Here is a 25,036-nt window from a genome sequence, read left to right as displayed (position 1 = left end):
ATGATAAATCAGCCCCAAAGAAGGAGCTTATCCATGAATAATGAAGAAATGAATTCACAAGAATTAAAAGAGGCCATCGCCTTGGATATAGAAACATTAAAAACATTGGACGTGGATATTATGCCGGCCAAGGAGTATTACCAGGCGAACAGGCGTTTGTTTTTGCATGTTTTTTTTAAACTATATGGAACAATACTTCTAGGATTTTTACTTCCACTCCCTTTTTATTGGAACGTATTGATGGTGGAGATTTCAACGCACGAGCTCATCTACATGTTTTTCTGGCTGCCATTAATGGCTCTAGGACTATGCCTTTTTGTTTTTCTATTCATTTACAGCACATTAAATCAATACATTTTGATTGACTATCAATTGAAACACAAACTAAGAACAGGCTCATTGATTGTAAAACAAATAAGAAGGGCTGGAACTATAGCCTATCGAATATTTGCGGGGATTGTTTTGATTCCTTCACTGTTCTTGTTTCCCAGTGCTGCCTTCTTCATATCCTTTGGCGCGTTTTTCATCAGCGGGATTTTAACGAGCATCCTTGTTGAAATGGAGCTCAATAGGATAGGCATCAGCGTGCTGTTTACTCTCATAAAGAATTATTTTGATAAGGACAAAAATGCCAGTGCGGCAATACCCTTAAAATAAACAAAACACATCAAAAAGAATAATTTTTAACCACAAATACAAGCAGTGGAAGCCGCTGCTTTGCCCAAAACAAGCTGGAGGAAGATATAATGCGCCATGAATCCAATTACAAACATTATACACGGGGCGGCCAGATCTCATTCCATAATCTGCGGATGTGGTTTCAGATTAACAAAGCGCTCTTTCATGTTTACTTATTCATTTGGGCAGGGTTAAGCATTGTAATGACCTGTATCTTTGCGCCACATGGAATGATAAGACAGACTGTGTCCTATCATGCGGCTCATTTTTATCACCTGGCAGGGGTGCCACATGTATTTTCTATCCCTGTTAAAGGGGGGTATGCATCACAAACTGTCGAACAGCTTCTCCACAATCACTATTTTTCTGCTACCTCCGATCGTTTACTGACACTCCTGTTACAGTCAACTCTATGGAGTTTTCCCCTATCGTTGATTGTGGCACTTTTGGTGAGCCGATATTTCATTTATCGAGGAAAGGTACAAACACAAAACCAATTTATACGAGGGGCTAGTTTAGTCCCATCAGAAACACTTAAAAAACAGATCATAAAGCAAAGAAAAGCATCTGATTTACATCTTGATGGATTTCCCCTGTTGCAAGGTGCAGAGGTGCAGCATTTATTGGTTCATGGCACGGTTGGGATGGGGAAAAGTCAGTTCATTATGAAATTGATGGATTGTTTACGTGCACGAGGCGACCGAGTCATTGTCTATGACAAGGGATGCACGTTTACTCAGGCTTATTTTCAGGAAGATCATGATGTTTTACTTAATCCTTTTGATGCACGCTGTGCTAATTGGGATTTATGGCTGGAAGCCCCAAAAGATGAATTACTGGAAAACATGGCAGAAAGCCTCATCCCCATGCATGGAGAAAACGATCCATTTTGGGTTAATGCAGCACGCACCGTGTTTGCCTGTCTTGCAAGTCAAATGCGTGAGGATAAGGAACGTTCCCTATCCAAGCTGTTAGGGTTACTGGTAACGGGCGAGTTTAGTGAGTTGGAACCTTATCTCAACGGCACGGCTGCAGCGACTTTGGTCAGTAATAAAATAGAAAAAACAGCCATCTCCATTCGCTCCGTCATCACAACCTACCTTAAATCAATGCAGTCGTTAAGTGGGCTTGATGAATCTGGTAAGCCTTCCTTTTCCATTCGTGATTATCTGTTAAATAAAGATTTGGAGGGCTGGCTTTTTATATCAAGCAATGGGGAACAGCATAAATCTTTAAAACCATTGATTTCGATGTGGATTGCCATGGCATCCCTGACACTTTTGAGCTTGCCAGAAGATGCGAACAGGCGAATTTGGTTTATTTGTGATGAATTACCAAGCCTGCACAAATTACCCTTATTGGGTGAAACCATTGCTGAAGTCAGGAAATTTGGCGGCTGTTTTCTGCTGGGAATGCAGAGCTTTAGTCAATTGGAGAAGGTATATGGGCGTAGTGGGGCGGCTGAAATTTTTGACTTGCTGAATACCCGAGCCTTTTTTGCAAGTCCAAGTCATGAAATGGCGCAACTTGTCAGTAAGGAACTTGGGGATGAGGAAATTGATGATACCCGAGAAAATTATTCTTATGGAGCTAACTCCATTCGTGATGGGATTTCCTTAGGAAAAAACCGTATTACACGACCCTTGGTGACTTATCCTGAAATTATGGGGCTTGATCCGCTTACTTGTTATCTGCGATTGCCAGGTCAATATCCTATAACAAAATTGGAGCTTCATTATCAAAAAAGAAGCGCGAAGGCTTCAGGTTTTCTACCTCGTGCCATACCGTCTCTTCCTGTTTCTAATACCAGCATTAAACATGTGCCTGTTGTTAATGAGTCCTCAGACAGTCGCTTTAATGCGCAAGAGTCGACTAATTCCAAGCGTTTCCAAGGTGAATACGAGATTGAATCTATTTTTTGATAGAGGAATAAATTATGTTAAGTCTGCGAGTTAAACCGATTAAAATGCCAGGTTATTATTTTGATAAGGAAAATTATTACTTTTCAAATCAATTGACCACCGAATGGGTGGGGTTAAGTGCTGAGCGACAAAACCTTTCTGGAGAGGTTAACGTACTATCCCTTGAGGCCGTTGTTCGTGGTGCATTACCGAGCGGCGATGTCATTGGCCTCAAAACCCAATCCGGCGAAATCAAGCATCGTGGCGGATATGATCTGACCTTCTCCGCGCCTAAATCGGTGTCCTATCTTGGTTTGGTTTGTGGCCATAAAGAGTTTATTGATTTGCATTTAAATGCCGTAAAAACGGTATTAAAACTCATTGAGAAGGAAGCTGCCGAAGCACGCAAATCAGGAAAAGAGGGTATGGAGTATGAAAAGACTGGCAATCTGTGTTTTGCGACCATCCTCCATGACACCTCCCGAGAGCTTGATCCTCAGCTCCATGTGCATGCACTTTTGATGAATTTTACTGAACGTCTTGATGGCAAGTGGCGTGCTTTAGCCTCTGATATCAGTCGTAATCACGGCACTATGGAATGGATTATGGACAACCAAATCTTTTTAGGGCTTGTGTACCGGTCTGAAATTGCTCTTGGTTTAAAAGAAATGGGGCTCGAAATAGAACATACAGGCGATGCCCATGGTTTATTTGAAATCAAACATTTTGATAAGACATTGCTGGAACGAATGTCTAAACGCCGTACCCAGGTTGAAGAACACATTAAAGGGATGCACTCAAATTCGTTAAAAGCATATGACAGAGCAACTCTGGATTCAAGAAAGTCAAAGGAAGTGGTTTCCCCAGAGGAATTACGCATGCGATGGAAAGCAGAAAGTGAAGCGCTGGGAGTAAATCCTGCCACCTATCTGGCCACTTTAAAGGATAAAACCAAAGAATCGCATACGCCTAAAGAAGCCATGTCCAATAATCAAGAACTCGATAGAAGTGTTCTTGATGCAATTGCGCATTTAGAAGAGAAAAAACTTACATTTACCTATCAGGAAGTGTTACAGACAAGTCTCTATTTTTCCTTAGGTGAACAGGGCTTTGAAGCGCTGATGTCACGGATTGATCAAGAAATTGATGCACAAAATCTGATTGCTCTTAATGCAGAAAACTCCTCTTTTACAACGAGTAAGCTCATTAACAAAGAACAAGAGCTCATAAAAAAAATCGTGAACTTCACACACCAAAAAAAAGGCATCGAACGAAATATGGATAAAGTGTGCAAACTCACCGATAATGAGTCCATTCAAAAGGCAGTAACTCAAGCCTTATTTAATAAAGATGGAGTTGTACGCATCAAGCAGCAAAGCGCTACCTCGCGTGAGCTTTTAAGTACTTTAATTGATTATTCACAGGATTCCAAAATAATTCGTATCCTTTGTCCCTCTGCTTTTTCTGCCAATACAATCAATAAGGATATGGCCAAATCAGCGCCTACACTGTGGCAATGGATTTTATCTATTGGGAAACAGGATTTGTGTGAAACAGTAGCAGGCTTTAATTATCGTCATGGTTCAGAACATAAATTGCCCTTTTTTCATAGTAAAAAGGAGCGCGAAGTACTGATTGTGGATGAAGCACAGCGCCTGGCTCCTGACGAGATGAATACTTTATTATCTATTGCCGATAAGCGATGTGCCAAGGTCATTTTTCTGGAAAAATCACAATCTCTGTCTGGCTTTAAATCCGATATTCCCGACTTGCTTGATAAAGCCTGTATAAAATCATTTGAGGTTGATGACAGAAAGGTGCCGGCCACCAGCATCAATCTTATAGAAGCCCAAACCGTTGAGGGACGTATTCTTAAAACAGCGCAAATGTACTGTAACTTGCCAGTAATCCAGAGGCAAAATACAAAAGTCTTTACTGTCTCAAAGCTCGAAGCTAAAGAAGTCAATGAAGCAATCCGTACTCAGTTAAAAGAGCAGGGAGAGATTTCATCAGATGAAAAGACTATAAATACATTAACCCGTATTCCCTTGACCCTCAGTGAAAAAAAACTGGCTAAAAGTTATCAGTCCAATTGGATATTAATCCATAACACCCGTACGGAATCAAAAAAATTCACGGTACTCGGTATTAATGAAAAAGACAATCAATTGATTGTTCGTAATTCCAATGGGGCAAGATCACTACTTGCTGCTAAAAATATTACAGATTCCATGCAGATTTATGAACAAACACCTTTATCGGTAGGAATCGGGGATCAATTAGTGGCCACTGCCAGTTTATCCTTTGAAGGATTAAAAATAGGAAACCAATATGAGGTTACTGCATTTACCCGACATGGAATAAAAATAAGAGATGGGAAAAGAAGCATTCATCTTATCACGAGTAACGAAAAGCATTTCCCATTGAGCCATGCCTATGCCAAAACCATGTATTCCGATGATCTTAAACCCGTGAAACAAACCATTATGACACTGCCAGCCTATGCGCTCAAACAAAATACCATGTCGCTTTTATGCGAATCCAGTAAAGAAAACGTAATGATTATTACGGATAATGTGGACAAGGCAAATCGATTTGCCATGAAAAGTGCGACAAAATCCTCCGCGATATCGCTGACTTTGGATGCCGCCAAAACAAATCATGGTGCACAGATTATTGACCATAGAACCACGAGTGATCTACTCAGTTCACTAGAGCAGGCCTTAACCCTATTAACCGCTAAAAAACCCCAAAAAAGTGATGCGGAAAAAGCGCTGCACTTTGCAATTGCTCACCTTTCAGAACGAGAGGCAGCCTTTACTCGATCAGATTTACTTGAAGTGGCCGTTCATCAGGCTATTGGAAAAGCAGGTCTTAATGAAATAGATAACGTCCTGGGTAATGCCATAAACAGTGGCGACTTAATATCTGGAGGGAACGAGTTTTTGACCACCAAAGAAGCGGTGGCATTTGAAGAATCGATTATAAAGAATGTTAAAGCGGGTATTAACATTCTTAAGCCATTGATGAGCAGTGATGAAGCGCAAAAACAACTAGAACTGACAGATCTTACCAAAGGCCAAAAAGAAGCTTGTGAGTTAATCACGACTACATCCGATCAGTTTATTATGATTCAGGGGTATGCAGGAACTGGAAAAACAACCATGACTCGCAGTGCTATTGATACCATCAAGCATGCCCAATCAATGACTCATGAAGAGGTTGAACTAATTGCGGTTGCGCCCACTCACCAGGCTGTAAAAGAAATGAGGGCTCTGGGAATTGAAGCCCAAACATTAAAGAGTTTCCTTATTGAACAAGAACAGGAATCGACATTAAGCAAAAAAACACTTGTTCTTATCGATGAATCATCCATGGTCTCTAATCGAGATTGCGCAAACCTCATGCAAAAAATTCATCATTCTGGCGCTCGTTGTGCAATGCTTGGCGATATTAGCCAACATCAAAGTATTGAAAGCGGTAAGCCAAGTAAGATATTAATTCAAGAGGGAAGCATCAGGGTGGCCTGTATGGATGATTTGGTAAGACAACAAGTTATCGAATACAAAAAAGCAATCGAAACATTAATCGCCGGTGATATTGACAAGGCCTTAGCTCAGTTAGCCAATCAACCCTTAGACTCAATCACCCGCACTAAAGCGGATAGTCCTTACCATAGCATTACCTCTTCAATTATTGAAACAGGCGATTCGACCAAAGACTACCTGCAACTGGAAAACACACAACAGCAATCAATAGATCCATTCCAGGAAGAATTAAAGCAAAAGAACCCCATCGAAATGGCTGTAGGAGATTATTTATCTCGTACACCATCATGCCGTGATAACACGATTGTTATCATTCATGAAAATAAAAAACGGGAAGTTGCAAATGGTTTGATAAGAGATGCCCTTATGAAAGAATCTACTTTAGGCTCCGAAAACAAAGAATTTCCGAGACTGTTAAGCACTAATTACACTACTGCAGAGCTTTATTATTGCGAAACATATCGGGATTGCTTAAAAAAGCAAGAGGAGTATTTTTTAAAGAAAGCGGAGCACTATTTCAAAGTGGTTTCAGTAGATGAATCAGCGAAAGTGGTAGTATTAAACGATGCGAAAGGAAATAAATGCCTCTTTGTTCCTGAAAAAGAAAATAAAGACTGGAAAATTGAATTGTTTCAATCGATGCCAGGAAGGGTTTCAGTTGGTGAAAAAATTCATTTTAAAAAATCCGATAAGACTCTAGGTCGATTCGCTAATGAAAGGGTACAGGTGACGGCGGTAAATAATGAGTCATTTACCGTAAAAGACAGTAGTGGTGTGGAACACGTGCTGCAAAAAAAATTGATGAGCGACTCCCATTGGGATTATAGTTATACGGCTACCAGCTATTCAATTCAAGGAGCTTCATCCCCATTTGTTATTGGGGTTGCTGAGACTAAAAATGCGCAAGTAAATCACCTGCGGTCGTTTTATATTATGGTAACGCGAGGCTCCTTGCAGGCAATGATTTATACAGACGATCATAAAAAGCTGCAAAAACAACTTCGCGTTACTCCTGAGAAAACTTCTGCATTGGAATCACTTAACCATCTGAATGTCCAAACAAAGCCCCCAATACCCAATGCACCATCAACATCACTCAAAGCAGCGCAAAGAATGCCCATAATGAAGAACCAGGAGCCTCGTTATGATGCGAATATGCTGTCACAACACTTATCCGAGCAGGCAGAGCTGGTAATAGAATCATTGCTAGGGCAGCCTAATCAAGCGCTTTCTTCCAAAACAGAATATCGATATGGTACTCACGGCAGCTTAAGCCTCTGTTTAAGCGGAGAAAAAAGAGGAGTTTGGCATAACTTTGAAACACAAGAAAAAGGAAACATGCTTCATTTGATCCAAAAAACATTGAATCTAAATTTTAAAGAAAGCCTTGAATATGCCGCCAAATTAACAGGTGATGACCTAAAGGAACGTATTAAAATAGCAAACAAAAACCCCAATAATTTTCAAGTGAAAGACACTGATAAGAAAAGAAAAACATCAGATTATGGTTTGCAATTGGTGCGAGAATCCAAACCTATATCAGGCACTATAGCAGAAAGGTATTTAAAAGAAATTAGAAAGATACATAATGTATCTGGGGAAAATATTCGATTTCATCCTAATGTCTATACCAAAGATACTGAGGAAGTACGCTACAGGCCAGCACTGTTAAATATTGCACGAGACAAAGACAATAAAGTGGCCTGCGTTGAAGTGGTATACCTGGATAATGAAACAGCAAATAAAGCAATAATGAAGATAAAACCCAAGAAATCTTATGGCTCAAAAGCAGGCGTTGGCGTCGTTTTAAGCGAGGGTAAAGGACATGAAAGTGTCACCTACATTACAGAAGGGGTGGAAACCGGATTAAGCGTTAGAGATGCAGTTCAAAATGAACGGGTTATAGCGACTCTTGGGAAAGAAAATTTTGTAAATATCGATATGGCATTACTTACAGATAAAATAGTCATTTGTATGGATAATGATGGCAAATCAATTAAAGAAGATAAGGTAATCATTCAAACCATTGAACGATTAAAACAGCATGGAAAAACTGTAGAAATTGCCATTCCGTTACATCAAAAAGACTTTAATGATGTGAATAAAAGCAGTGGGGTTCAAGGAGTGGTAGATATATTAAATAAAGCAACGAATGTCGATAAATTTATTGGCTGCCCTAATAAAATAGATATGAATCAAGATCAAATTAAGAAGTGTCTTGAGAGCATTTCTCGACAAATGAATCTCGAACTTCCTGAAAATAAAAATAATCCAATTGAGAAACTGAAAACCCTGCAGCGAGGAGAAATGGAAATATATTAATTACTTGAACGCAGTGCATCTAGGAATTTTATATGAAAAAAATGTTTGGAGTAATTTCTCTTTTATTGATAAATGGATCATCGGTCTACCTCATTTATCTCTATGTTTCAATAGCGTGCTCCACCAAAGTGAATAACCTGCTTCAGGTTGCTTATGAGCCATCTGGAATGCAAATGATTTTTTACTTTATATCGTTTCCAATTTTTATGGTTTTAGCAATATTAAGTCGTATTCATTGCTATTATTTTAATGTAAAAAATGGATTGACTTTATGTTTATTTTTAATCTGGTTCTTGTATTTTATGTTTATCATATACATTGATCGAATAGTTCATTTTCCTAAAGGGAATGAACTATTTTATTATGGTAGTTTGGCTATTTCATTAGTGGCATTTGCTTTAATTGGATTGACAACATATTTCCAGATGAAACAATTAATGACTTATTCAGAGTAAAATTTGAAGCTTAAAATAAGCCATATTATTTTTAAATTTAACTGGTAAATACCATTAATACTAACTTAATTATTGATATATCCTTCAATGAAATTATCTACTTTCTTCTTAAGTTCTGCGATATGTTCTTCGGCATTATTTGATTCACCTGAAAGTTTATTTTTATCATAAACACAGCGAAAAATATCAGCACTTATTCCCAGTAATCTTAAAAGATGAGTCGTGTGTTGACGATTCAATTCCTCCTCTTTTTCTAAGCGTCTTTTTTCATCTTCGCTGATTACTGGATTATCTTTATTGTGTAGGTATACCTTAATTCCTAATTCGATCATTTCTTTCATGGTTTGGGATGATGAATCATGTCCTTCATCTTTTTTAATTGTTTCGAGCTGATCAATGATTCTTTGATTTAGATAACAATAAGCCTTGGGCATACAATCCTCTTTTAAATTTATAATGCAGGTTCTGTGCATTGTTTTTACCTGGTTTAGAATAATTGTATCATTTAATAATGGGTGTCGAATAGGTGTGTATATTCGTTCAATAGATATTTTTTACTCATTCAATAGGTGTGGATTAGGTGTTGATATTTTATAACTTATTGATTATTATTAAAGAGTGGATGCACACCTATATAAAATAGGGGTGTTAGCAGATCTTAAAATGCCAATCCGCACGTAAGCTACTGAATAATAATAAAATGTTTTAAGCAATAAACATTGCGAGGGGTGTGTTCTTTTTTATTTGGTTTTGCTTTTTTTGTGTGTGTTTCACTGGCCATTTTAGTATAGTTTATTTAAATTAATATTTTGGGAAGCGCATAATAATTGCGTACTTGTGATTCACGGATTCTCTTATCTATAATCGTGTCACTGAACAGGGATATTTATATCATGGGCATATTAAAAAAAATTCTGAAAAAAATTGCTAAAATCATTCATTTTCGACCATATAGCGAATGGACTGAAAATGAAAAAGCAAAGTATGCTAAACAGAATTCTTTTCGTTCTTGCTCCAAATCAAATAATACAGAAATTAATCCTGCTACAGGATTACCAATGATTGGAGCTTTAGACAGCATGGGAAATTCTTTTGGTTCCAGTGCATCCGATAGAGACAATTATTGGAATAATGATTATCATCATTATTCAACGTACAATAGCAGCAATTATGATCCATTTAACAATCGTTATTAAAAGACACTAATTTTTATATTAAATTGAGGATTTATTATGGCTTTAATCAGCGCAAGAAAAGCACCTGAAACTGAAAAAATTAAGATCGAAATCAGTAAAGATATTTACTCAGAAATAAAAGAATACTGCTTATGGGCTGGTATTGATAACATTAGCCATTTTTTTGAAGAATCATCTACGATGATTTTCTCTAAAGACAAAGAATGGAAGCAATACAGAAAAGAGAAAAAATTAACTTTAGCATAATCAATTTAAAAAAGGATATTCAAGTGAAAAACAGTATTAAAAAAACGTGTAAATACATAGTACCCATAGCTATTATTAGCATATTTGTTTTTCACTCTTATTCAGTCCAATCAAAACTAGAGCAGAAAGAAAAACAAACCTATATTACTATAAAAGAGTTATCCGAACTTGCCGCGAAAAATCGAGGTGTTGAGCCAACTTTTCTGGATAAGGCAGTAATTGCTATTATGGATTGGCTCATCCCTGTCGCTTTTATTAATAAGAATGAATATCTCAAATTACTGTCTGAACATAAAAAAGAAATTACCTCAGAATCAAAAAAAATTTATGTGCCATCAAGCAAGATGGGGGAAGTTGTAGTCATCAAAAAATTTAAATTTTCAACACCGGAGATTAAGGAATCAAAATCCATACCTATGGGCAAAATTTTTAGTGCATTTGTCATCGCTCCCTTTCATGATTCTGATAGTCCTAATCAATTACAGTTTAAAATAAATATCAACCCCATTTCGTGCACCGCAATCTCTGATTCCATTTTAAAAACTGATTATAAATCAGGGAAAATAGTCGCAAAAATTAGCGAGATAAAGTGTGCTGATGATGAGTCGAAAATCATACCTTTAGAAGCAGTCGCACTTGTGTCAGGTAGGGTATTATCCTAAAAATGAATATTCGATCTCTTCAAATAAAAGCACATTCTATAGTCTTATGTTTTTCTTTAATTAAACGGAAGTTGGCGTTTCTTTTATTCATTGTTTTTCTGATAAATAGTAAAGCTATTTTTTCTTACATAAAGAGCTCTTTAACTGTAATCATTAACAAATTGGATGTTCTTATTTTAGATCACCAAATTTTTTATTATTTGGTGATCTTATCAATCAACATTCTATTAATTATCAAAGCATATTCAAGGTATAAAACTAACAAGATGAGGCATAAAGACTAGCAAAAAACACCTCTTGCAATTCAAAGTAATTCCCAATCTCCAAAGTATCCCTCTTTGGTTTTGATTAAATCCTCATAAACGCACATTTCTAAACCATTCCCTAATTCATCCCACCCCGTTAAATCCATGGCCTCCTTCAATGCGCTCTCAGTAACAAAAAAGATCCTTGGTACTCCATAAGTCCATATAATCACATCAACATCATTAAGGGTTGCGCCTTCAAATCCCCAATCATCCATTTCTTGTTCTGGGGTATTGCGTCCATGATATAATCTTAATTTCATAATTGTCCTTTAAAATTGATTGATTTGCTTGTCATCCGTAGAATGATGAACAAAGGAATACTCCTTTGCTCATCAATGCCTGCTTATCTTTTTATTTCCATCATTTTTTCAGTAAGAGTCCATAACGCACGATTTAATTTCACATTTTGATCAATGGCTTTTACTTCTCTGGTTTTGGTTCGAGTGGTGTAACCGTATTTATTTAAACGATGGCCACGGATCCCACCTTTAATTAAGTTTTCTTGCAGGACATTAAACACGGTAAACAAATCATTATCTTTTTGATCTACATAACGCCTTGGTTGCAATAAACTCTTAGGATTAACGATAATACCCCCCTCTGTATCAGAGAATTTTAGTGAGTGAGCAGCTTCTGCAAAAATCATTTTTTCATCGTCATTCAAGTGAATGGAAGCCATATCATCGGATACATCAAGCATGTTATTTGCTGTCTCAATCACTTTGTAGGTGCCTTCAATGACATTCCCAAGAACATCCCCCTGATGTTTAATTCTAATTTCGTTATACGCTTGTCCAGCGATCATTCCATTACTGCACACAACCCGAAAAAGACCCGCCATTAAGCGATAAGAAGACAAACCATCATGAGAGTTAATAAGAACCAATTCGGGATAAAGCCCCTGATTATTTTGCAGGACATCATGGCGTTGAAAACGGAGCATGTGTTTTGCAAATACTTTCGCTTCTTGGTTCTGGCTTTTGGTCTGGGTTGCCCAAGTGGGGAAAAAACCTTCTGACATTAATTTATCAATGATTTGCTCGGTTGAAATGGGCGAGTACTTGGTACTCGTTTTATAAGAGCTGGCTTGTGTGAATATGGATGGCGCTAATTTGAATAATTTATCTTTTGATAATACTGGTAACATGTTGTTCTCCTATGTTTTTACTATTGTTCTCAAGGAACAAATACAGTATCGCAAAAAACCGACCCAAGGTCAAAATTATTTATAAATTTTCTTTATAAACTTTATTTATTACAAATGTTGATATTTTAAGATGCACTTGTTATACTGTTCTTGTCTTAGTGACCAATAGTAAAAACATAGGAGAACAGCATGACTATTCCAGAAATTATCCAACGCCAATTACTGCACACAAATAAAGCGATCGTCTGGTCGTGGGGTGTGTCCAAATGGTATAAAGTATCCAATACAATGCTTGCAATACGAGTTCATGCACACCGCCTCAATGGGTTTGTATGCATCACATTGGATGAGGCACATGATTTGTATAACATTACTTTTTATTCAAATAAAACAGTTCCAGAGATGCTTAAGCATCCTGTTTCTGCATATGAGGCGATAGAAGGGGTTTATTGCGATCAACTCGTTGAGTTCATTGATAATATAATCGAAAGAATACCAAACTATAAATATTAAACCTTATCCAGCCTCCAATCGCTGGGGGCTAGAAATCATTTGAGGTGATTTAATGAAAAAATTATCATTTGCCGTTAAGGCAAACATGAATAAACCCCCTAGAGTTCATGTGCAATCAGCAGATAAAAAAACAACCTATGGTTCATTTCAAGCCAATAACTGTGATGAATTTGATGCCTGGAATAAATTAAGCCCAGAAGAAACCATTGAATTAAAGCATTATATGAACAATATGTCGGCTATTGAGCATTACTTTTCTACAAAGGCTCTGTCCGAACAAAAAGATTTTAGAATCAAATTACCCAACAGTTTTATAGGTACTATAGATGAAATAAGCAAGCTATGCTCTGAGGAAGACATCAACTTAAATGTTTATGATGCCATGATTAGTGCAGCCATTGGGCAGCTTAAAATCAAGACAGCAAGCCTTCCTGATGACAAAAAGCAGCAAGCCCTGATGCTCCTTAATCAACTCGGACTATCTGAAAATGTAAAATCGGATGTTTCCTTAAAAATACAAGCGGTATTCTCTGAATTATTGTCCATTCATAATAAATCAGAAAAACTGCACCAAAAATCCATAGTCCTTTTTAATAAAGATAAAAGTATTTCTCCGAAAACCATTGAAGAAATCGCAAAAGGTGATTTATCAACCTCCAAATGGTTAGTATCTTGTGCCATAGAGATTTTACTGGAAGAAAAACCAGATATTGTGCAAAAAATATTATCTGATAACGATATCTTGTTTTTGTGGGCGACTCCTTCACTAAAAAATAATAGGCCAATCAAGGAATTACTCGATAAATTAGGGTCTTTGAATAACTCCGAAATGTTAAGCAGCAAACTAAATTCCATGACAGACTTTAGTTAAAGACTTTCCAAAATATCACATTTATGCTATAAATTACTATGAGAATAAAATTTTACCAAAAACAATCAGGCAAAAACCCTGTGGCGGAATTCCTAAATGATTTGCCATCCGATGAAATCGCGCGACTTGCCGGTTGTTTAAAGAATGTTGAAGAGCTTGGTTTTGATAGCCCAAGGGTACAATTCAGGCAAATAAAAGGCTCGCTTTGGGAAATTAAGATTAAAACATCACGCAGTGGTTATCGTTTTTTTTATGTGTGTATTCAAAAGGAAATCATTGTTCTTTTACATGCTTACAAAAAGCAGTCACAAAAAGCGCCAAAGCAAGAAATTGAACTGGCTGAAAAACGAATGATGGAGGTATACGACCATGAAAGCACTTACCTTAAATGAGTTTATTGACGACAAAATCAATAAGGACGAAGAATTTGCCAAGCACTATGAGCGTGAGCAAATCATTAATAACATTGCCGTCATGATTGTGAATGCCCGTAAAAAGCGGCATATGACTCAATCCGAGTTGGCCAATAAAATTGGAACCAAGCAATCGGTTATTTCTCGTCTTGAAAGCGGCAATAGCTCCTTTATTCCCTCATTAGAAACGTTGGTAAAGGTCGCTGATGCGCTCAACATGCACTTAAAATTGCAATTACAAGCCTAATAAACATTTGGCCAACATCAAATAACAGTACTTTTTAAAGGATATAAAATGGCATTAGATTTTTCCAAACTGAGTACAGGACAAACTGTTGATACAGTCTTAAAGCCAAGAGAAATTTTTAGCGCCTTACCAAATAAAAAACCAAACAAATTCCATTACCCCCGCGATGTGCAATCTCAAGTATGGAGCAAATGGTTTGACCGCAAAGAAGAACGCAACCTGGTTATAAAAATGAATACTGGTGGCGGTAAAACAGTGGTTGGCCTTTTAATTTTAAAAAGTTGCTTGAATGAGAAGAAAGGGCCTGTAGTTTATATAGTTCCAGATAATTTTTTAGTAGAACAAGTGTTATCCGAAGCCAAAGATCTTGGATTAAATGCCGTTGATAACCCTGAAAATGAGAGTTTTTTAAAAGGAAAAGCAATTCTAGTAACTAATATATATAAATTAATTAACGGGAAATCAGTATTTGGTGTTGGCGATGAGGGAGCAAAAATACCCATTAAGACACTCCTTATTGATGATGCTCATGCGTGCGTAAACACAGTCGAAGAACAATTCACTTTGAACGTGTCATCATCTAACCCAGCATATAAAAAATTATTTAGTCTTTTTGAAGAAGCAATGAAAAGGCAGTCGGAAGCAAAATATTTGGAGATTGAAGCGGGAGACCCCTTTGCTTACATTCTGATCCCATATTGGAACTGGCAAGAAAATCTAAGTAAGGTAATGCAGGTTTTAATTGAAAACAAAAATCATGAAGACATAAAATTTAAATGGCCATTAATAAAAGAAAATTTAGAGCGATGCAGTTGCGTTATTAGTAAGCATTCCATTGAAATTACTAGTAATTGTATTCCAATTGATGTGATTCCTTCTATTAGTAATGCATCAAGAAAAATATTTATGACCGCGACATTATCAGACGATAGCGTCTTAACGACCCATTTTGGTGTTAGCTCTCAATATCTTAATAACCCTATCACTCCAGATTCAGCGGGAGATGTAGGTGATCGATTAATCCTATTACCACAAGCTCTCAACACAAATATGTTTGATAGTGATGTTAAAGAATTATGTTTGAAATTATCCAAAGAATATAACGTGGTAGTTATTGTCCCATCTAACAAACGATTGGAGTTTTGGGAGGATGCAGCTGATCTCATTTTAAAAAAAGACACTATCCTTCAAGGAGTTGAACAACTTAAAACAACTCATATTGGCTTAACAATTTTAGTTAACAAATATGATGGGATTGATTTGCCCGAAAATGCTTGTCGATTGTTAGTTATAGATGGATTACCAGCCGCTCGAAATAATATTGATAAAATTCGCCAGAGCGAGCTTGCGGGTAGTTCGAACAAAGTAAATCAAATCGTTCATAAAGTAGAACAGGGGATGGGGAGAGGTGTTAGATCTAATGATGATTATTGCGTCATTTTTCTTATGGGAAAAGATCTTACTTCTCAGCTTTATACGGGCGAAACTTTAGAACTATTTTCACCGGCGACAAAGGCTCAACTAGAATTGTCAGAAAGGGTAGCAGATCAAATAAAAGATAAAGGAGTTGAGGAAATTAGATCCGTAATAAACTACTGTCTAAAAAGAGACCCGCAATGGGTTGAGTTAAGTAGAGGTATTATGGCTAACCTAAATTACTCCAATAAAAATACATCTGACTCAATAAAAATCGCTTTAAGAGAAGCTTACGATTTAGATCGCTCAGGGAAACCACAAGAAGCAGCAAACAGAATTTTACATGAAATCAATAACTCAACCGATGATCTTTTATTAAAAGGCGTATTAAAACAATACATGTCGGAGTATATAAACAAGTACGATAAGGTGGAATCGCAAAAAACCCAACTATCCGCTATTTCTGATAATTTGAGAGTTCTTAAACCAATCGAAGGCATCAGTTATAAACCATTAAAAACCCATACAGGATCACAAGCAATACGATGTTCTACCTATTTAAAAGACAAATTTAAAGATGGAAACAAACTTATTATCTATACAGAGGGAGTATTTTCAAAACTTATATTTAGTGAAGGTACTGCAAATATATTTGAGGATGCTTTTAACGAGTTAGCATACCTTCTTGGCTTTATAGGCCAACGCCCCGAAAATGATTATGGAAAAGGACCAGATAATCTCTGGCTGTTGGATGATTTAAAATTTTTAGTTATTGAATGTAAAAATGGTGCAACCACCGATTTTATTTGCAAACACGATTGTAATCAGCTGAATGGTTCTGAAATTTGGTTTAATAATAATTATGGCAATGGTGCTAAATGTGTACCTATTATGATTCATTTATCTACTTGTTTTGAGTATGCGTGTCCTCCAAGTAACAATATAAAAATAATAAATAAGAGCTTATTAGAAAAGCTAGTTAATAACGCCCGTAAATTTATACGATCTATAGCCACTGAAAATAAGTTTGAAGACAGTCAAGCTGTCAAACAACATCTGGCACAATACAAGTTAGAGGCTAATGATATTATCGCCAACTATACAACTGCTTTTAAAACAAAAAAAACCTGAGCACTACATACTAGGTAAAAAGATAAAAATCAGCATTTCGATAGAATACTTGTTGGGATTATTTTACTAACCTTTGAATTGGTTGAACAAGTATCGGCTTATCTCAAAATAAAGATCATCTCGATTAATTCGTATTCCATAGAGATCGGTATTGCGACAGAGAGTAACACCTTTAGAACTCACCCAAACAAATCACTATGTGATCCTGTTCGTGATAATCGCAGCAATTGTATGCGATCATCTTTAATGGTCTTATAAATTAATAACCAATCGGGGGTAATGTGACATTCACGATAACCATCCCAATTTACGGAAAGACTGTGATCCTTATGCTTTGGATCCAGGGGTTCTTCCTTTTGCAATTGCTCTACAATAGAGTCTAAGAGCGTCCTTCTTTTCCCTTGCTTCGTAATCTTTTTCAAATCACGCTTAAACTGTGTCGCCAACTCTAATTCAAGCATTATCTACAGAATCCCATACATCCTTCATTGTTTTAAATCGCTCGCCTTTTCCTGATTCCAGCTCTGCCATGGCCTCTCTTGTCTCTTTGTTCGGTATTTTTACCTCAAAAGGCAGGCCATTTTGGAGACAGACCTGGCTATAGAACAGTCGAATCGCCTCGGCTGTAGATAAGCCTACCTTATGCAAAATCGCTTCTGCCTGCATTTTAAGAGCAGGCTCAATACGAGCATTAATTGTTGCCGCCTTATTCATCTTAGTAACTCCCAAAATACTGATATTTTAATTGTATAACAAATGCATTACATTTTCAATTTTTCTATTTTATATGGGCTATCAATAAAGTACACCCTTGTGATAAATTTTGCCTTGCCTTTAAATCCCTTGTTTTTCATATCAATAGAATCTGATTTTTATTTATGATAATGTACTATCACTAATTTTAAATATTATTGATAGGAAAATTCATGGCGCTTGTTGGTTATGCCCGCGTATCTACAATTGACCAAAATTTGGACATTCAACTTGATGCTTTAAAATGCGCTGGATGTAAAAAGATCTTTTCCGAGAAAAAAAGTGGTACTTCAAAAAAAAACCGAACCGCACTGGATGAATGCATGGAGTATATTCGTGAAGGCGATACCTTGGTAGTTACACGAATTGACCGCTTAACCCGCAGTATTCTGGATTTACAGACTTTACTGCATTATTTAAAAGAGAAAGAGATCCACCTAAAAGCATTGGAGCAACCTGTGGATACCTCTAATGCCTCAGGTAAATTCTTTTTGGATATGCTGGGTGTCTTTGCTGAGTTTGAAACCAACCTTCGCCGTGAGCGGCAACTGGAAGGTATTGAGCGCGCAAAACGCGAAGGCAAATACAAAGGGAGAAAACCCACAGCACGCTCAAAAACTAATGAGGTCATGGAGTTAATCAATCAGGGATACACACGCACCGCTATTGCTAAAAAACTTAATATGGGTATTGCCAGTGTTTATCGTATTCTTAAAACCCAACGACAGGATAATCCAGAAAAATCAATTCCAGGCAGCCAGGGAACTCAAAAAATTGCCGTGGTTGAAGTTTGGCTGCGCGTAGAAAACAACAATAAGTTTGTGCGTGGAAAAAATGAATCCAGGCGGCAAATCGAGCAATACTGCTTTTCAGCCTTTGATATGGTGAAAAAAGACAAGGATGGATGGGAATACAGTCTTAAAATTCCCTATACCAGTGATAAGGATCTGGATGAAACTATCTATGACTTAATGCATGAAGCCGAATCGATTGCCGGCTGTCGCAATGGATTTACAGAAATGAGTATCACGGAACCTGCAACCGGTAAATCTTGGTGATGATTCCCCTGGTTCACCACCCTGCCATGGGTTCATTACCTTAATTTTAAACCCAAGGAATGTTATCATGCCGTCCGTTTTGAAAAGGCAACGCGCTATTACGTCATTCGCCTGGAACAGGATTTATTGGGTGACTGGACACTCTGCGCATCCAATGGACGTATCAAGTCCAGATTTGGGCAAAGCCATATTATTGCCTTTGCAAGTTTTTCTGATGCCTTGAAGCACTTTTGCGTCATGGTGAAAGAACGAAACCAACGCGGTTATTATCTGATCTCTTATCAAACCCATGATGTTCTATACCAACAAATACTACCATGGGCCTGCTTTATGGAGGATCCAGCACCTATGAAAAAGAGACCTCGGAAAAAGCAAGTTCGATCATTGCTGAATCAAAACTCAACCATTCAATCCCAATCTCAGGACTCTCAGCAAATGCTGCTTATTTTTTAACGAGTACCACCTTCCAATTATAAAAAAAGAGAATAATTATTTTCCACAATCAGAATAATTTGTCTTTAGATATAGGATATATTATATTATATATAGATGGAGATAATGATGAATAAAGTTTTAATATCAATACCCGATCAAATCGCTTCTAGAATGAGAGCAGCAATACCTCAGCGACAACGCAGCAAGGTGATTGCTCATCTTATTGAAAAAGAAATTGAACGACGTGAAAAAGCGCTCTATGAATGCGCTTTAGCTGTTGAAAATGATCATGGTTTACAAAATGAAATGAACGATTGGGATATAACGGTTCAAGATGGATTAACTGATGAATCGTGGTGATGTATATTGGGTAAACCTCGACCCTACTACAGGCTCTGAAATCAACAAACTCAGACCTTGCGTTTTAGTTGGAGCAACACCGATTAATCAAGCAAGACGCACTGTTGTCGTCGTTCCTCTTTCAAGCTCTGCTACAGCCAGACCACCAATTACCATCACTGTTTCTTGTCTTGGCAAACAAGTTACCGCAGTTTGTGATCAAATAAGAACGATTGATAAAAGTCGTTTAAAAAAAGTGGCAGGAAACCTTTCAGATAAAGATTTAAATGCCTTGGATGATGGGTTACGACAAGTTTTATGCCTTTGATTAAAACTTAATCTACTCCAAACCTTTAATGTTACGCCGTTATTCTGTCATGAACTCATAAAATAACCTTGCACCAATACCAGAGAGACTGATAAGGATTCTAAGCAACCACTTAAAAGGAAATGACATGGGTTGCGAATGCTATCAAGCTGCTATCGGAGCAGATAGAAAGGTGCTCTGTATGTAATAAAAGAAACATTTGAAATTCTGGGTGAAACTCATAAAGCACATCTTGAATCCAAGAAAAATTGATAGCAAGTCGGGAGAACTCATCAAGCAATCAGGCAATTTAAAAAATAGGTAATTTATCTCAACGCCACTGCAAATTAGAGTTTTCCTAGTGTAACTGTTAAGAAAATCAATCTTAATATACAGAGTAATTAAATTTTAAATAGTTTGCTCAATTATCGGCTTACTTGATTTAACTAGAACGTCTATCAAATAAAATCTAAATAGGAAAATCGATTGGGTTTAACATAAGCAGAAAGAACAACAAACCCTCCTTCCCCATAGCCTGGTTTACTCTCCTCTGGCGTTAATATAGTATCAACAGGAGAGAATAAAGTTTGATAAATTGCTTCTTCTTTAAAATTAATTTCATGAAGCAATTCAAAGACCTCCTGTACCGAATAAAAATGAGCGTATCGATAAAACAGATTATCTTGCTTGGTGGCCTCATATTGCTGTCCAATCATCGAATGTTTATCAATCATACCAATAATAAGCTTACCATTGGGCTTTAAAACCCGTTTTGCTTCAAGAAGTGCTACTAAAGGTAAATTCAAAAAACACAATACTGTATTGAATAAGACAAAATCAAATTGTTGTTCATACTTAGGAATCTCAATGTTAAATCGGGACAGGAGTGTTGGTAAAATATAAACAACCAAGGTGCTAAGGTGACACTGGATGCTATTTCGAGACACACTATGTCGGATTAAATTAAGTCAATACGCTTAAAGTTATAAAATAATTCCAAATTTTAGATAGATCTATCCTGGGAACGCCTATGCAACCAGCCTTTTTCTTTGTGCCAGTTTCTCGTGATTTTCATAAAAAACGCAGCGTTAGCACCAATTTTGCGATAAGCAAGTTCCATTTCGCTATGACATAGAATGCATTCCTTAGGATTAATCCCAAAGGTCTTTTGCATCAACTATGGGTATTTGAGATTGTAGGTTTTGGGCTCAGGTTCTTACCCCAATAAAGCACGAACTAATGGTAATTTCTCTCTCCGTACTCTATTTACAAGAAATCCATAATAGCGCAACATCCTGAAATGCTTTTTAGGGATATGTTGTACCAGTCTACGGATAAACTCCTCCGTAGAGCAGTGAAAATCTTCGTGTTGATTCGTCTTATGATTCAGGAAGTTAAAGGTTACATTTTGGCCATTGTAATGCCGTAACCTGCTGTGGCCAATCGGTGGCCTACGAATATAACGCCCAAGATAATTAATTGACGCCTGTGGGTTTTTTTGTGGTTTGGCCACATGAACTATCCACGGTTTGTTGAGTCTACGATTGAGCCAAGCGCTAAAATGACCCTGTGTCGGGCATAGGGCATTTAATACTTCAGGAAGAACAAGAACTCCTTCTCTATAGGCTTTTTTCAACATCTGTATCACACGATAACGCCACATCTCCATAATCACTTTCTTTTTGAAGTAGAACGTGACAAAACGTGTCTCTTTATCATTTATCCCTCCTTGGGTAGTCGAGATATGCACGTGCGGATTGAACTTTAAATCTCAGCCAAAGCTATGAAGCGCTGCAAACATTCCGGGTAAGACTCCTTTATGACTCGCTAACCGCAGCAAAATAGAAGCTGCTACTGGCAGCAGCCAACCTAACAAAATCCAGTTTTCTTTGAAAAACCTCCATAATTCCCGTGGCATCGTAAACGTAATATGCTGCCAGTCACAACTGGGTAACAGATGAATTTGTTTGCTTATCCAATTCTCGGTGGCTTTCTTCCCACACTTCGAGCAAAACCGATTATGGCAGGTAAACGCAACTTTTTTGCTATGAGTGCATTTAGGGTTGGGGCAGTCATAACAGGAAAATCCTCGCAAGGTGCTCCCGCAACTTAAAATGTTCGAGATTGTTTCCAAAACCTCATGGCGTAGCGTGTCTTTATACTTCTGGAAATAGTGATACCAGGAGTTATCTTTGAGCAACAAGTCCTTCAGGCTTCTCTTTTGTTCGCAGTCCAACTCTTTTTTACTTACAGCATAAAGCATTTACAAAGGCCAACCTCTTAATAAATTATCCTGATATAATCATTCATCTATCTATCCTTAATCGCTCTATAATGAAGACTCAAAAGAAACCACAAAAGCAAATCGATAAACTCCATGCAAAAAATCAAGGGCGCTGCTCCATATGTAAAATAGACTTTGGTGATGACTTTGCATCTTATACCTGGACTGGTTATGATTCTATAGGGCGTTTGCAAGTCACAAGCTAATGTTGTCATGAAAAAATAAGACGGCTCGTAAACATCGGATTATGTGGGTTTATTGATCCTGATGAGTTCAATGAAGCAATTAAAAAGCATCCTTTGTATGAACAGTTTTATAATGTCATTTTGTAATGAATTCTAAAGAAGGATTTTATTGCGCTGAGAGATGAATAATAATTTACGGTCTTATGATGATTAGAACTCCAATGCTTCTTTACCCCTGCCAACGCATTTGGCTCTGAGCGAAGCGCCTTGAAAACTGCGTAATTTGCCCCGATATTGGCTATTAAGTAATAAAATTAGAGCTATGAAACTTTGTGTAAAACGGTGACTAGAGTTTTTGATAAGCCAATCTTGAAAGGAGATTTAGATGAAAAAGAAACTACTTCCTATTTTAATCTCTGTTCCTCTTATCACTATGATGTCAGCAGGAGCCATAGCACTTGAAGCGAAACAAAATAATCAAGTACAAAAGAGTAAAGATTTATTAGCCTTAGATCCATTTGATAACGATCCCTTTTTTCAATCACCTTATGATGTTTTGAAGCAAATGGAAAAAATGCAACAGGCTATGGACCAGTTTATGAAGAGTCAATTCTCACAAATGCACACTAACCTTCTAAAACAACCCAATCAAATGCTCTTTGGTAATACAAATAATGTTGAAATTAAAGAAAGTAAAAATGAGCTTGTTTATAAAATAAAATTACCTAAAGGTGGGGATAGTAAAGTTGATGTTTCTGTTAAAGAGGGACAATTAGTGGTTAGTTCAAATATAACGCAAAAAATCACTCGTGAACAGGATAATAGTAAAAGTGTAAGCTATTCTCAGAGTAATTACAGTCAAACATTCCAATTACCACAGGGCTATGATCCCAATTCTATGAGCTCAAAAGTGAAAGATTCAAATTTAATTGTGACATTTAAAAAATCACTTTCGACATCTTCAATACTCTAAGGGATTGAGATTTTAAGCGTTGTAACGCCACATATCGATTTTGCAGATGATTGTTTTGTAATGTAATTGACTTGACAAAATGAGGTTGTGAGTCCAACTTTATAATCAGTCAGAAATGACAAACGTATCAATTTAAGGAGTGAAACGATGAGTAAATTAATAAAATGGAAAAAAGAAACCCCGATTGCCATTGAGCATACACATAATCCGTTCTTAAGACTTCAAAATGAAATAGATCGTGTATTTCATGATTTTAATGATTTTTTTTCGCCCTCTCGATTCAATTGGGAATTTGATAATCTAAATCTTGCCCCATCAATGGATGTTGTGGAAGATAAAGATCATTACAGTATTGAGCTTGAGATGCCCGGTATGGATGAAAAAGATATCAAGGTTTCTTTAGCGGATAATATATTGACCATTTCTGGTGAAAAGTCGACTTCTAAAAAGAATGAAGACAAAAAATATCTTTCTCGAGAAATTAGCTATGGGAAGTATGAGCGTTCTATTTCATTGCCTTCAACAATAGATGTTGATAAGGCTAAGGCAACTTTTAAAAAAGGAACACTTTGCATTGAGTTGCCGAAAAAAGAAGAGGCTAAAAAAAGTACTCGTGATATCAAAGTAGAAAAAGCGTAGTCTATTGGCCCTGTAGCTAACAGGGCAACACCTTGAGCGGATTACATCATACTCCTCTTCTTCCAGTGCAGTATACATATATTTGCTTTTTTCATCGACGTCTTGGTTTTTATTTAGAAAATTGACATTTATTTTTTTTCATTGCCAATGCGTTCAATGATTGCATGATTTGTATTGCTCATAAGAATTTCCTTATAAAGAGAAATTATCCTTTCTTCCTTATTGATCTAGAAATCAACAAATCTCAAAGAAAACATCATCAGAAAAGAACAAGAAACTCAATTACCTTACTTTTCTTATATTTATTGATGTATTTGAGAGATTTTTATTTATTAACTGTTGCAGAATTAATTATGCGAAGGCCAATAAGTTCTTTTTATTTTCCATGTGATATCTAATACGATATACAAATAATATTAAAAAATTTAAATTATTTTATGAACTTATTTTTAAGGACTTCTAAATAACTTCCCACATCATATTGATATTTTAGAAGCCCCTGATTTATTTTTAATATGCTTGTACTTCTGAGTGAATGTTATGATCACTAAGAGTGAAAGTGATCTTCTCTCGAATAGCCGGACACCTTGTTTAAGAGATATAATCTCATCAACAAGGAGTAATCATGGTAAGACAAGTTTATACAAAAGAGTTCAAAATTAAAGCTATTGAACTACTGGAATCAAGTAATAAGCCCTTAAGACAAGTAGCCAGAGAGCTTGTTGTAGCAGAAAATAACCTATATAACTGGCGCAAACAATACCTTCTCAAACAAGAGAAAGTATTCCCAAATCAATCTCAATTAAATGAAAAAGACTTAGAATTAAAGCGATTGAAAGCGCGTGTAGCGGAGCTGGAAGAAGAGCGAGAAATCTTAAAAAAGGCGGCAGCGTTTTTCGCCAAGGAAGGCCAGCGAAATATGCTGACGTGGTCTAATGGATCTGGACACACCAGTTAAGAGATAATTACTTAACTGGAGAGAAAAATGGCTACGAGAAAAAAATATTCA

At 36.8% G+C, this 25,036-nt stretch carries 27 protein-coding genes and 1 pseudogene; 20 read left to right on the top strand and 8 right to left on the bottom strand.

Going from position 1 to position 25,036, the window contains the following annotated elements:
- Positions 1 to 33: 33 nt before the first annotated feature.
- From Lpar_RS00195 to Lpar_RS00180, 4 genes are all read left to right on the top strand, one after another.
- Positions 34 to 657, top strand: a complete 624-nt coding sequence (locus tag Lpar_RS00195; protein ID WP_014845136.1) for a hypothetical protein — start codon at positions 34 to 36, stop codon at positions 655 to 657.
- Positions 658 to 746: 89 nt separating this feature from the next.
- Positions 747 to 2,600 carry a type IV conjugative transfer system coupling protein TraD gene (gene traD / locus Lpar_RS00190; RefSeq protein ID WP_014845135.1) on the top strand — a complete coding sequence of 618 codons (1,854 nt, stop codon included), beginning with the start codon at positions 747 to 749 and terminating at the stop codon, positions 2,598 to 2,600.
- 14 nt (positions 2,601 to 2,614) lie between these two features.
- On the top strand, positions 2,615 to 8,449 hold the full coding sequence (gene traI / locus Lpar_RS00185; RefSeq protein ID WP_014845134.1) for a conjugative transfer relaxase/helicase TraI: 5,835 nt from the start codon (positions 2,615 to 2,617) through the stop codon (positions 8,447 to 8,449).
- A gap of 32 nt (positions 8,450 to 8,481) precedes the next feature.
- A complete protein-coding gene (locus tag Lpar_RS00180) occupies positions 8,482 to 8,904 on the top strand; it encodes a hypothetical protein (RefSeq protein ID WP_019350439.1) in 423 nt (140 codons plus the stop codon).
- 65 nt (positions 8,905 to 8,969) lie between these two features.
- Here Lpar_RS00180 and Lpar_RS00175 read toward each other — a convergent pair whose 3' ends face one another.
- Complete coding sequence (locus Lpar_RS00175) at positions 8,970 to 9,338, bottom strand: hypothetical protein (protein ID WP_014845133.1); 369 nt, start codon at positions 9,336 to 9,338, stop codon at positions 8,970 to 8,972.
- 393 nt (positions 9,339 to 9,731) lie between these two features.
- Between Lpar_RS00175 and Lpar_RS00170 the strand changes: the two genes are divergently transcribed.
- The 3 genes from Lpar_RS00170 to Lpar_RS00160 are packed head-to-tail and all read left to right on the top strand — an operon-like array spanning position 9,732 to position 11,008.
- The gene (locus Lpar_RS00170) at positions 9,732 to 10,100 is read left to right on the top strand and encodes a hypothetical protein (protein WP_255464430.1); all 369 of its coding nucleotides are present in this window, start codon (positions 9,732 to 9,734) and stop codon (positions 10,098 to 10,100) included.
- A 36-nt stretch (positions 10,101 to 10,136) separates the two neighbouring features.
- The gene (locus tag Lpar_RS00165) at positions 10,137 to 10,346 is read left to right on the top strand and encodes a hypothetical protein (RefSeq protein ID WP_014845131.1); all 210 of its coding nucleotides are present in this window, start codon (positions 10,137 to 10,139) and stop codon (positions 10,344 to 10,346) included.
- Between the two features lie 23 nt (positions 10,347 to 10,369).
- On the top strand, positions 10,370 to 11,008 hold the full coding sequence (locus Lpar_RS00160) for a hypothetical protein (protein ID WP_014845130.1): 639 nt from the start codon (positions 10,370 to 10,372) through the stop codon (positions 11,006 to 11,008).
- 304 nt (positions 11,009 to 11,312) lie between these two features.
- Here Lpar_RS00160 and Lpar_RS00155 read toward each other — a convergent pair whose 3' ends face one another.
- Positions 11,313 to 11,576, bottom strand: a complete 264-nt coding sequence (locus Lpar_RS00155) for a hypothetical protein (protein ID WP_014845129.1) — start codon at positions 11,574 to 11,576, stop codon at positions 11,313 to 11,315.
- 83 nt (positions 11,577 to 11,659) lie between these two features.
- Positions 11,660 to 12,463: a DUF932 domain-containing protein gene (locus tag Lpar_RS00150; RefSeq protein WP_014845128.1), complete on the bottom strand. Its 804-nt coding sequence runs from the start codon at positions 12,461 to 12,463 to the stop codon at positions 11,660 to 11,662.
- A 189-nt stretch (positions 12,464 to 12,652) separates the two neighbouring features.
- On the opposite strand from Lpar_RS00150, the gene Lpar_RS00145 reads away from it, so the two are divergent.
- Genes Lpar_RS00145 through Lpar_RS00125 form a run of 5 tightly spaced genes read left to right on the top strand, consistent with a single transcriptional unit; the run spans position 12,653 to position 17,054 of the window.
- Positions 12,653 to 12,976: a hypothetical protein gene (locus Lpar_RS00145; protein WP_014845127.1), complete on the top strand. Its 324-nt coding sequence runs from the start codon at positions 12,653 to 12,655 to the stop codon at positions 12,974 to 12,976.
- A 52-nt stretch (positions 12,977 to 13,028) separates the two neighbouring features.
- Complete coding sequence (locus Lpar_RS00140) at positions 13,029 to 13,847, top strand: hypothetical protein (protein ID WP_014845126.1); 819 nt, start codon at positions 13,029 to 13,031, stop codon at positions 13,845 to 13,847.
- 38 nt (positions 13,848 to 13,885) lie between these two features.
- A complete protein-coding gene (locus Lpar_RS00135) occupies positions 13,886 to 14,239 on the top strand; it encodes a type II toxin-antitoxin system RelE/ParE family toxin (RefSeq protein ID WP_014845125.1) in 354 nt (117 codons plus the stop codon).
- Complete coding sequence (locus tag Lpar_RS00130) at positions 14,217 to 14,507, top strand: helix-turn-helix domain-containing protein (protein WP_014845124.1); 291 nt, start codon at positions 14,217 to 14,219, stop codon at positions 14,505 to 14,507. Before Lpar_RS00135 ends, Lpar_RS00130 begins: the two co-directional genes overlap by 23 nt.
- A 48-nt stretch (positions 14,508 to 14,555) precedes the next feature.
- The gene (locus Lpar_RS00125; RefSeq protein ID WP_014845123.1) at positions 14,556 to 17,054 is read left to right on the top strand and encodes a DEAD/DEAH box helicase family protein; all 2,499 of its coding nucleotides are present in this window, start codon (positions 14,556 to 14,558) and stop codon (positions 17,052 to 17,054) included.
- Positions 17,055 to 17,233: 179 nt separating this feature from the next.
- Here the strand turns inward: Lpar_RS00125 and Lpar_RS00120 are convergent, their stop codons facing one another.
- Both Lpar_RS00120 and Lpar_RS00115 read right to left on the bottom strand, forming a co-directional pair.
- Positions 17,234 to 17,515, bottom strand: a complete 282-nt coding sequence (locus tag Lpar_RS00120; RefSeq protein WP_014845122.1) for a type II toxin-antitoxin system RelE/ParE family toxin — start codon at positions 17,513 to 17,515, stop codon at positions 17,234 to 17,236.
- Positions 17,508 to 17,768 carry a type II toxin-antitoxin system RelB/DinJ family antitoxin gene (locus tag Lpar_RS00115; protein WP_014845121.1) on the bottom strand — a complete coding sequence of 87 codons (261 nt, stop codon included), beginning with the start codon at positions 17,766 to 17,768 and terminating at the stop codon, positions 17,508 to 17,510. Before Lpar_RS00115 ends, Lpar_RS00120 begins: the two co-directional genes overlap by 8 nt.
- Before the next feature lie 212 nt (positions 17,769 to 17,980).
- Between Lpar_RS00115 and Lpar_RS00110 the strand changes: the two genes are divergently transcribed.
- The 4 genes from Lpar_RS00110 (at position 17,981) to Lpar_RS00095 (ending at position 19,967) form a co-directional block, all read left to right on the top strand.
- On the top strand, positions 17,981 to 18,865 hold the full coding sequence (locus Lpar_RS00110; protein WP_014845120.1) for a recombinase family protein: 885 nt from the start codon (positions 17,981 to 17,983) through the stop codon (positions 18,863 to 18,865).
- A 21-nt stretch (positions 18,866 to 18,886) separates the two neighbouring features.
- Complete coding sequence (locus Lpar_RS00105) at positions 18,887 to 19,318, top strand: WGR domain-containing protein (protein ID WP_223499742.1); 432 nt, start codon at positions 18,887 to 18,889, stop codon at positions 19,316 to 19,318.
- Between the two features lie 105 nt (positions 19,319 to 19,423).
- Positions 19,424 to 19,660, top strand: a complete 237-nt coding sequence (locus tag Lpar_RS00100; protein WP_223499713.1) for a hypothetical protein — start codon at positions 19,424 to 19,426, stop codon at positions 19,658 to 19,660.
- Positions 19,647 to 19,967: a type II toxin-antitoxin system PemK/MazF family toxin gene (locus Lpar_RS00095; RefSeq protein WP_014845117.1), complete on the top strand. Its 321-nt coding sequence runs from the start codon at positions 19,647 to 19,649 to the stop codon at positions 19,965 to 19,967. Before Lpar_RS00100 ends, Lpar_RS00095 begins: the two co-directional genes overlap by 14 nt.
- A 437-nt stretch (positions 19,968 to 20,404) precedes the next feature.
- On the opposite strand, the gene Lpar_RS00090 is transcribed toward Lpar_RS00095, so the two are convergent.
- From Lpar_RS00090 to Lpar_RS18330, 3 genes and pseudogenes are all read right to left on the bottom strand, one after another.
- Complete coding sequence (locus tag Lpar_RS00090) at positions 20,405 to 20,893, bottom strand: class I SAM-dependent methyltransferase (protein ID WP_014845116.1); 489 nt, start codon at positions 20,891 to 20,893, stop codon at positions 20,405 to 20,407.
- Between the two features lie 269 nt (positions 20,894 to 21,162).
- Positions 21,163 to 21,705: pseudogene (locus Lpar_RS00085) on the bottom strand (IS91 family transposase); the annotation flags it as partial.
- A gap of 12 nt (positions 21,706 to 21,717) precedes the next feature.
- Positions 21,718 to 22,209 carry an IS91 family transposase gene (locus Lpar_RS18330; RefSeq protein ID WP_051009158.1) on the bottom strand — a complete coding sequence of 164 codons (492 nt, stop codon included), beginning with the start codon at positions 22,207 to 22,209 and terminating at the stop codon, positions 21,718 to 21,720.
- Between the two features lie 71 nt (positions 22,210 to 22,280).
- On the opposite strand from Lpar_RS18330, the gene Lpar_RS18685 reads away from it, so the two are divergent.
- From Lpar_RS18685 to Lpar_RS00070, 4 genes are all read left to right on the top strand, one after another.
- On the top strand, positions 22,281 to 22,436 hold the full coding sequence (locus Lpar_RS18685) for a hypothetical protein (RefSeq protein ID WP_154080667.1): 156 nt from the start codon (positions 22,281 to 22,283) through the stop codon (positions 22,434 to 22,436).
- Between the two features lie 364 nt (positions 22,437 to 22,800).
- Complete coding sequence (locus tag Lpar_RS00080) at positions 22,801 to 23,388, top strand: Hsp20/alpha crystallin family protein (protein ID WP_014845114.1); 588 nt, start codon at positions 22,801 to 22,803, stop codon at positions 23,386 to 23,388.
- Between the two features lie 147 nt (positions 23,389 to 23,535).
- Complete coding sequence (locus Lpar_RS00075) at positions 23,536 to 24,027, top strand: Hsp20/alpha crystallin family protein (RefSeq protein ID WP_014845113.1); 492 nt, start codon at positions 23,536 to 23,538, stop codon at positions 24,025 to 24,027.
- Positions 24,028 to 24,652: 625 nt separating this feature from the next.
- Positions 24,653 to 24,985, top strand: coding sequence for a transposase (locus Lpar_RS00070; RefSeq protein WP_058516118.1), 333 nt, complete (start codon positions 24,653 to 24,655; stop codon positions 24,983 to 24,985).
- Positions 24,986 to 25,036 lie beyond the last annotated feature (51 nt).

The organism is Legionella parisiensis (assembly GCF_001467945.1).
Taxonomy (GTDB): Bacteria; Pseudomonadota; Gammaproteobacteria; order Legionellales; family Legionellaceae; genus Legionella; species Legionella parisiensis.
Note: the sequence above shows the minus strand (reverse complement) of the source record. Positions and strands in the feature narration are given on the sequence as shown.

Excerpts from the sequence above, each read along its gene's own strand:
- Lpar_RS00195 (WP_014845136.1), top strand. The coding sequence starts at position 34 with ATGAATAATGAAGAAATGAATTCACAAGAATTAAAAGAGGCCATCGCC.
- traD (WP_014845135.1), top strand. The coding sequence starts at position 747 with ATGCGCCATGAATCCAATTACAAACATTATACACGGGGCGGCCAGATC.
- traI (WP_014845134.1), top strand. The coding sequence starts at position 2,615 with ATGTTAAGTCTGCGAGTTAAACCGATTAAAATGCCAGGTTATTATTTT.
- Lpar_RS00180 (WP_019350439.1), top strand. The coding sequence starts at position 8,482 with ATGAAAAAAATGTTTGGAGTAATTTCTCTTTTATTGATAAATGGATCA.
- Lpar_RS00175 (WP_014845133.1), bottom strand. The coding sequence starts at position 9,338 with ATGCCCAAGGCTTATTGTTATCTAAATCAAAGAATCATTGATCAGCTC.
- Lpar_RS00165 (WP_014845131.1), top strand. The coding sequence starts at position 10,137 with ATGGCTTTAATCAGCGCAAGAAAAGCACCTGAAACTGAAAAAATTAAG.
- Lpar_RS00155 (WP_014845129.1), bottom strand. The coding sequence starts at position 11,576 with ATGAAATTAAGATTATATCATGGACGCAATACCCCAGAACAAGAAATG.
- Lpar_RS00150 (WP_014845128.1), bottom strand. The coding sequence starts at position 12,463 with ATGTTACCAGTATTATCAAAAGATAAATTATTCAAATTAGCGCCATCC.
- Lpar_RS00145 (WP_014845127.1), top strand. The coding sequence starts at position 12,653 with ATGACTATTCCAGAAATTATCCAACGCCAATTACTGCACACAAATAAA.
- Lpar_RS00140 (WP_014845126.1), top strand. The coding sequence starts at position 13,029 with ATGAAAAAATTATCATTTGCCGTTAAGGCAAACATGAATAAACCCCCT.
- Lpar_RS00135 (WP_014845125.1), top strand. The coding sequence starts at position 13,886 with ATGAGAATAAAATTTTACCAAAAACAATCAGGCAAAAACCCTGTGGCG.
- Lpar_RS00130 (WP_014845124.1), top strand. The coding sequence starts at position 14,217 with ATGAAAGCACTTACCTTAAATGAGTTTATTGACGACAAAATCAATAAG.
- Lpar_RS00125 (WP_014845123.1), top strand. The coding sequence starts at position 14,556 with ATGGCATTAGATTTTTCCAAACTGAGTACAGGACAAACTGTTGATACA.
- Lpar_RS00120 (WP_014845122.1), bottom strand. The coding sequence starts at position 17,515 with ATGCTTGAATTAGAGTTGGCGACACAGTTTAAGCGTGATTTGAAAAAG.
- Lpar_RS00115 (WP_014845121.1), bottom strand. The coding sequence starts at position 17,768 with ATGAATAAGGCGGCAACAATTAATGCTCGTATTGAGCCTGCTCTTAAA.
- Lpar_RS00110 (WP_014845120.1), top strand. The coding sequence starts at position 17,981 with ATGGCGCTTGTTGGTTATGCCCGCGTATCTACAATTGACCAAAATTTG.
- Lpar_RS00100 (WP_223499713.1), top strand. The coding sequence starts at position 19,424 with ATGATGAATAAAGTTTTAATATCAATACCCGATCAAATCGCTTCTAGA.
- Lpar_RS00095 (WP_014845117.1), top strand. The coding sequence starts at position 19,647 with ATGAATCGTGGTGATGTATATTGGGTAAACCTCGACCCTACTACAGGC.
- Lpar_RS18330 (WP_051009158.1), bottom strand. The coding sequence starts at position 22,209 with ATGCTTTATGCTGTAAGTAAAAAAGAGTTGGACTGCGAACAAAAGAGA.
- Lpar_RS18685 (WP_154080667.1), top strand. The coding sequence starts at position 22,281 with ATGAAGACTCAAAAGAAACCACAAAAGCAAATCGATAAACTCCATGCA.
- Lpar_RS00080 (WP_014845114.1), top strand. The coding sequence starts at position 22,801 with ATGAAAAAGAAACTACTTCCTATTTTAATCTCTGTTCCTCTTATCACT.
- Lpar_RS00075 (WP_014845113.1), top strand. The coding sequence starts at position 23,536 with ATGAGTAAATTAATAAAATGGAAAAAAGAAACCCCGATTGCCATTGAG.
- Lpar_RS00070 (WP_058516118.1), top strand. The coding sequence starts at position 24,653 with ATGGTAAGACAAGTTTATACAAAAGAGTTCAAAATTAAAGCTATTGAA.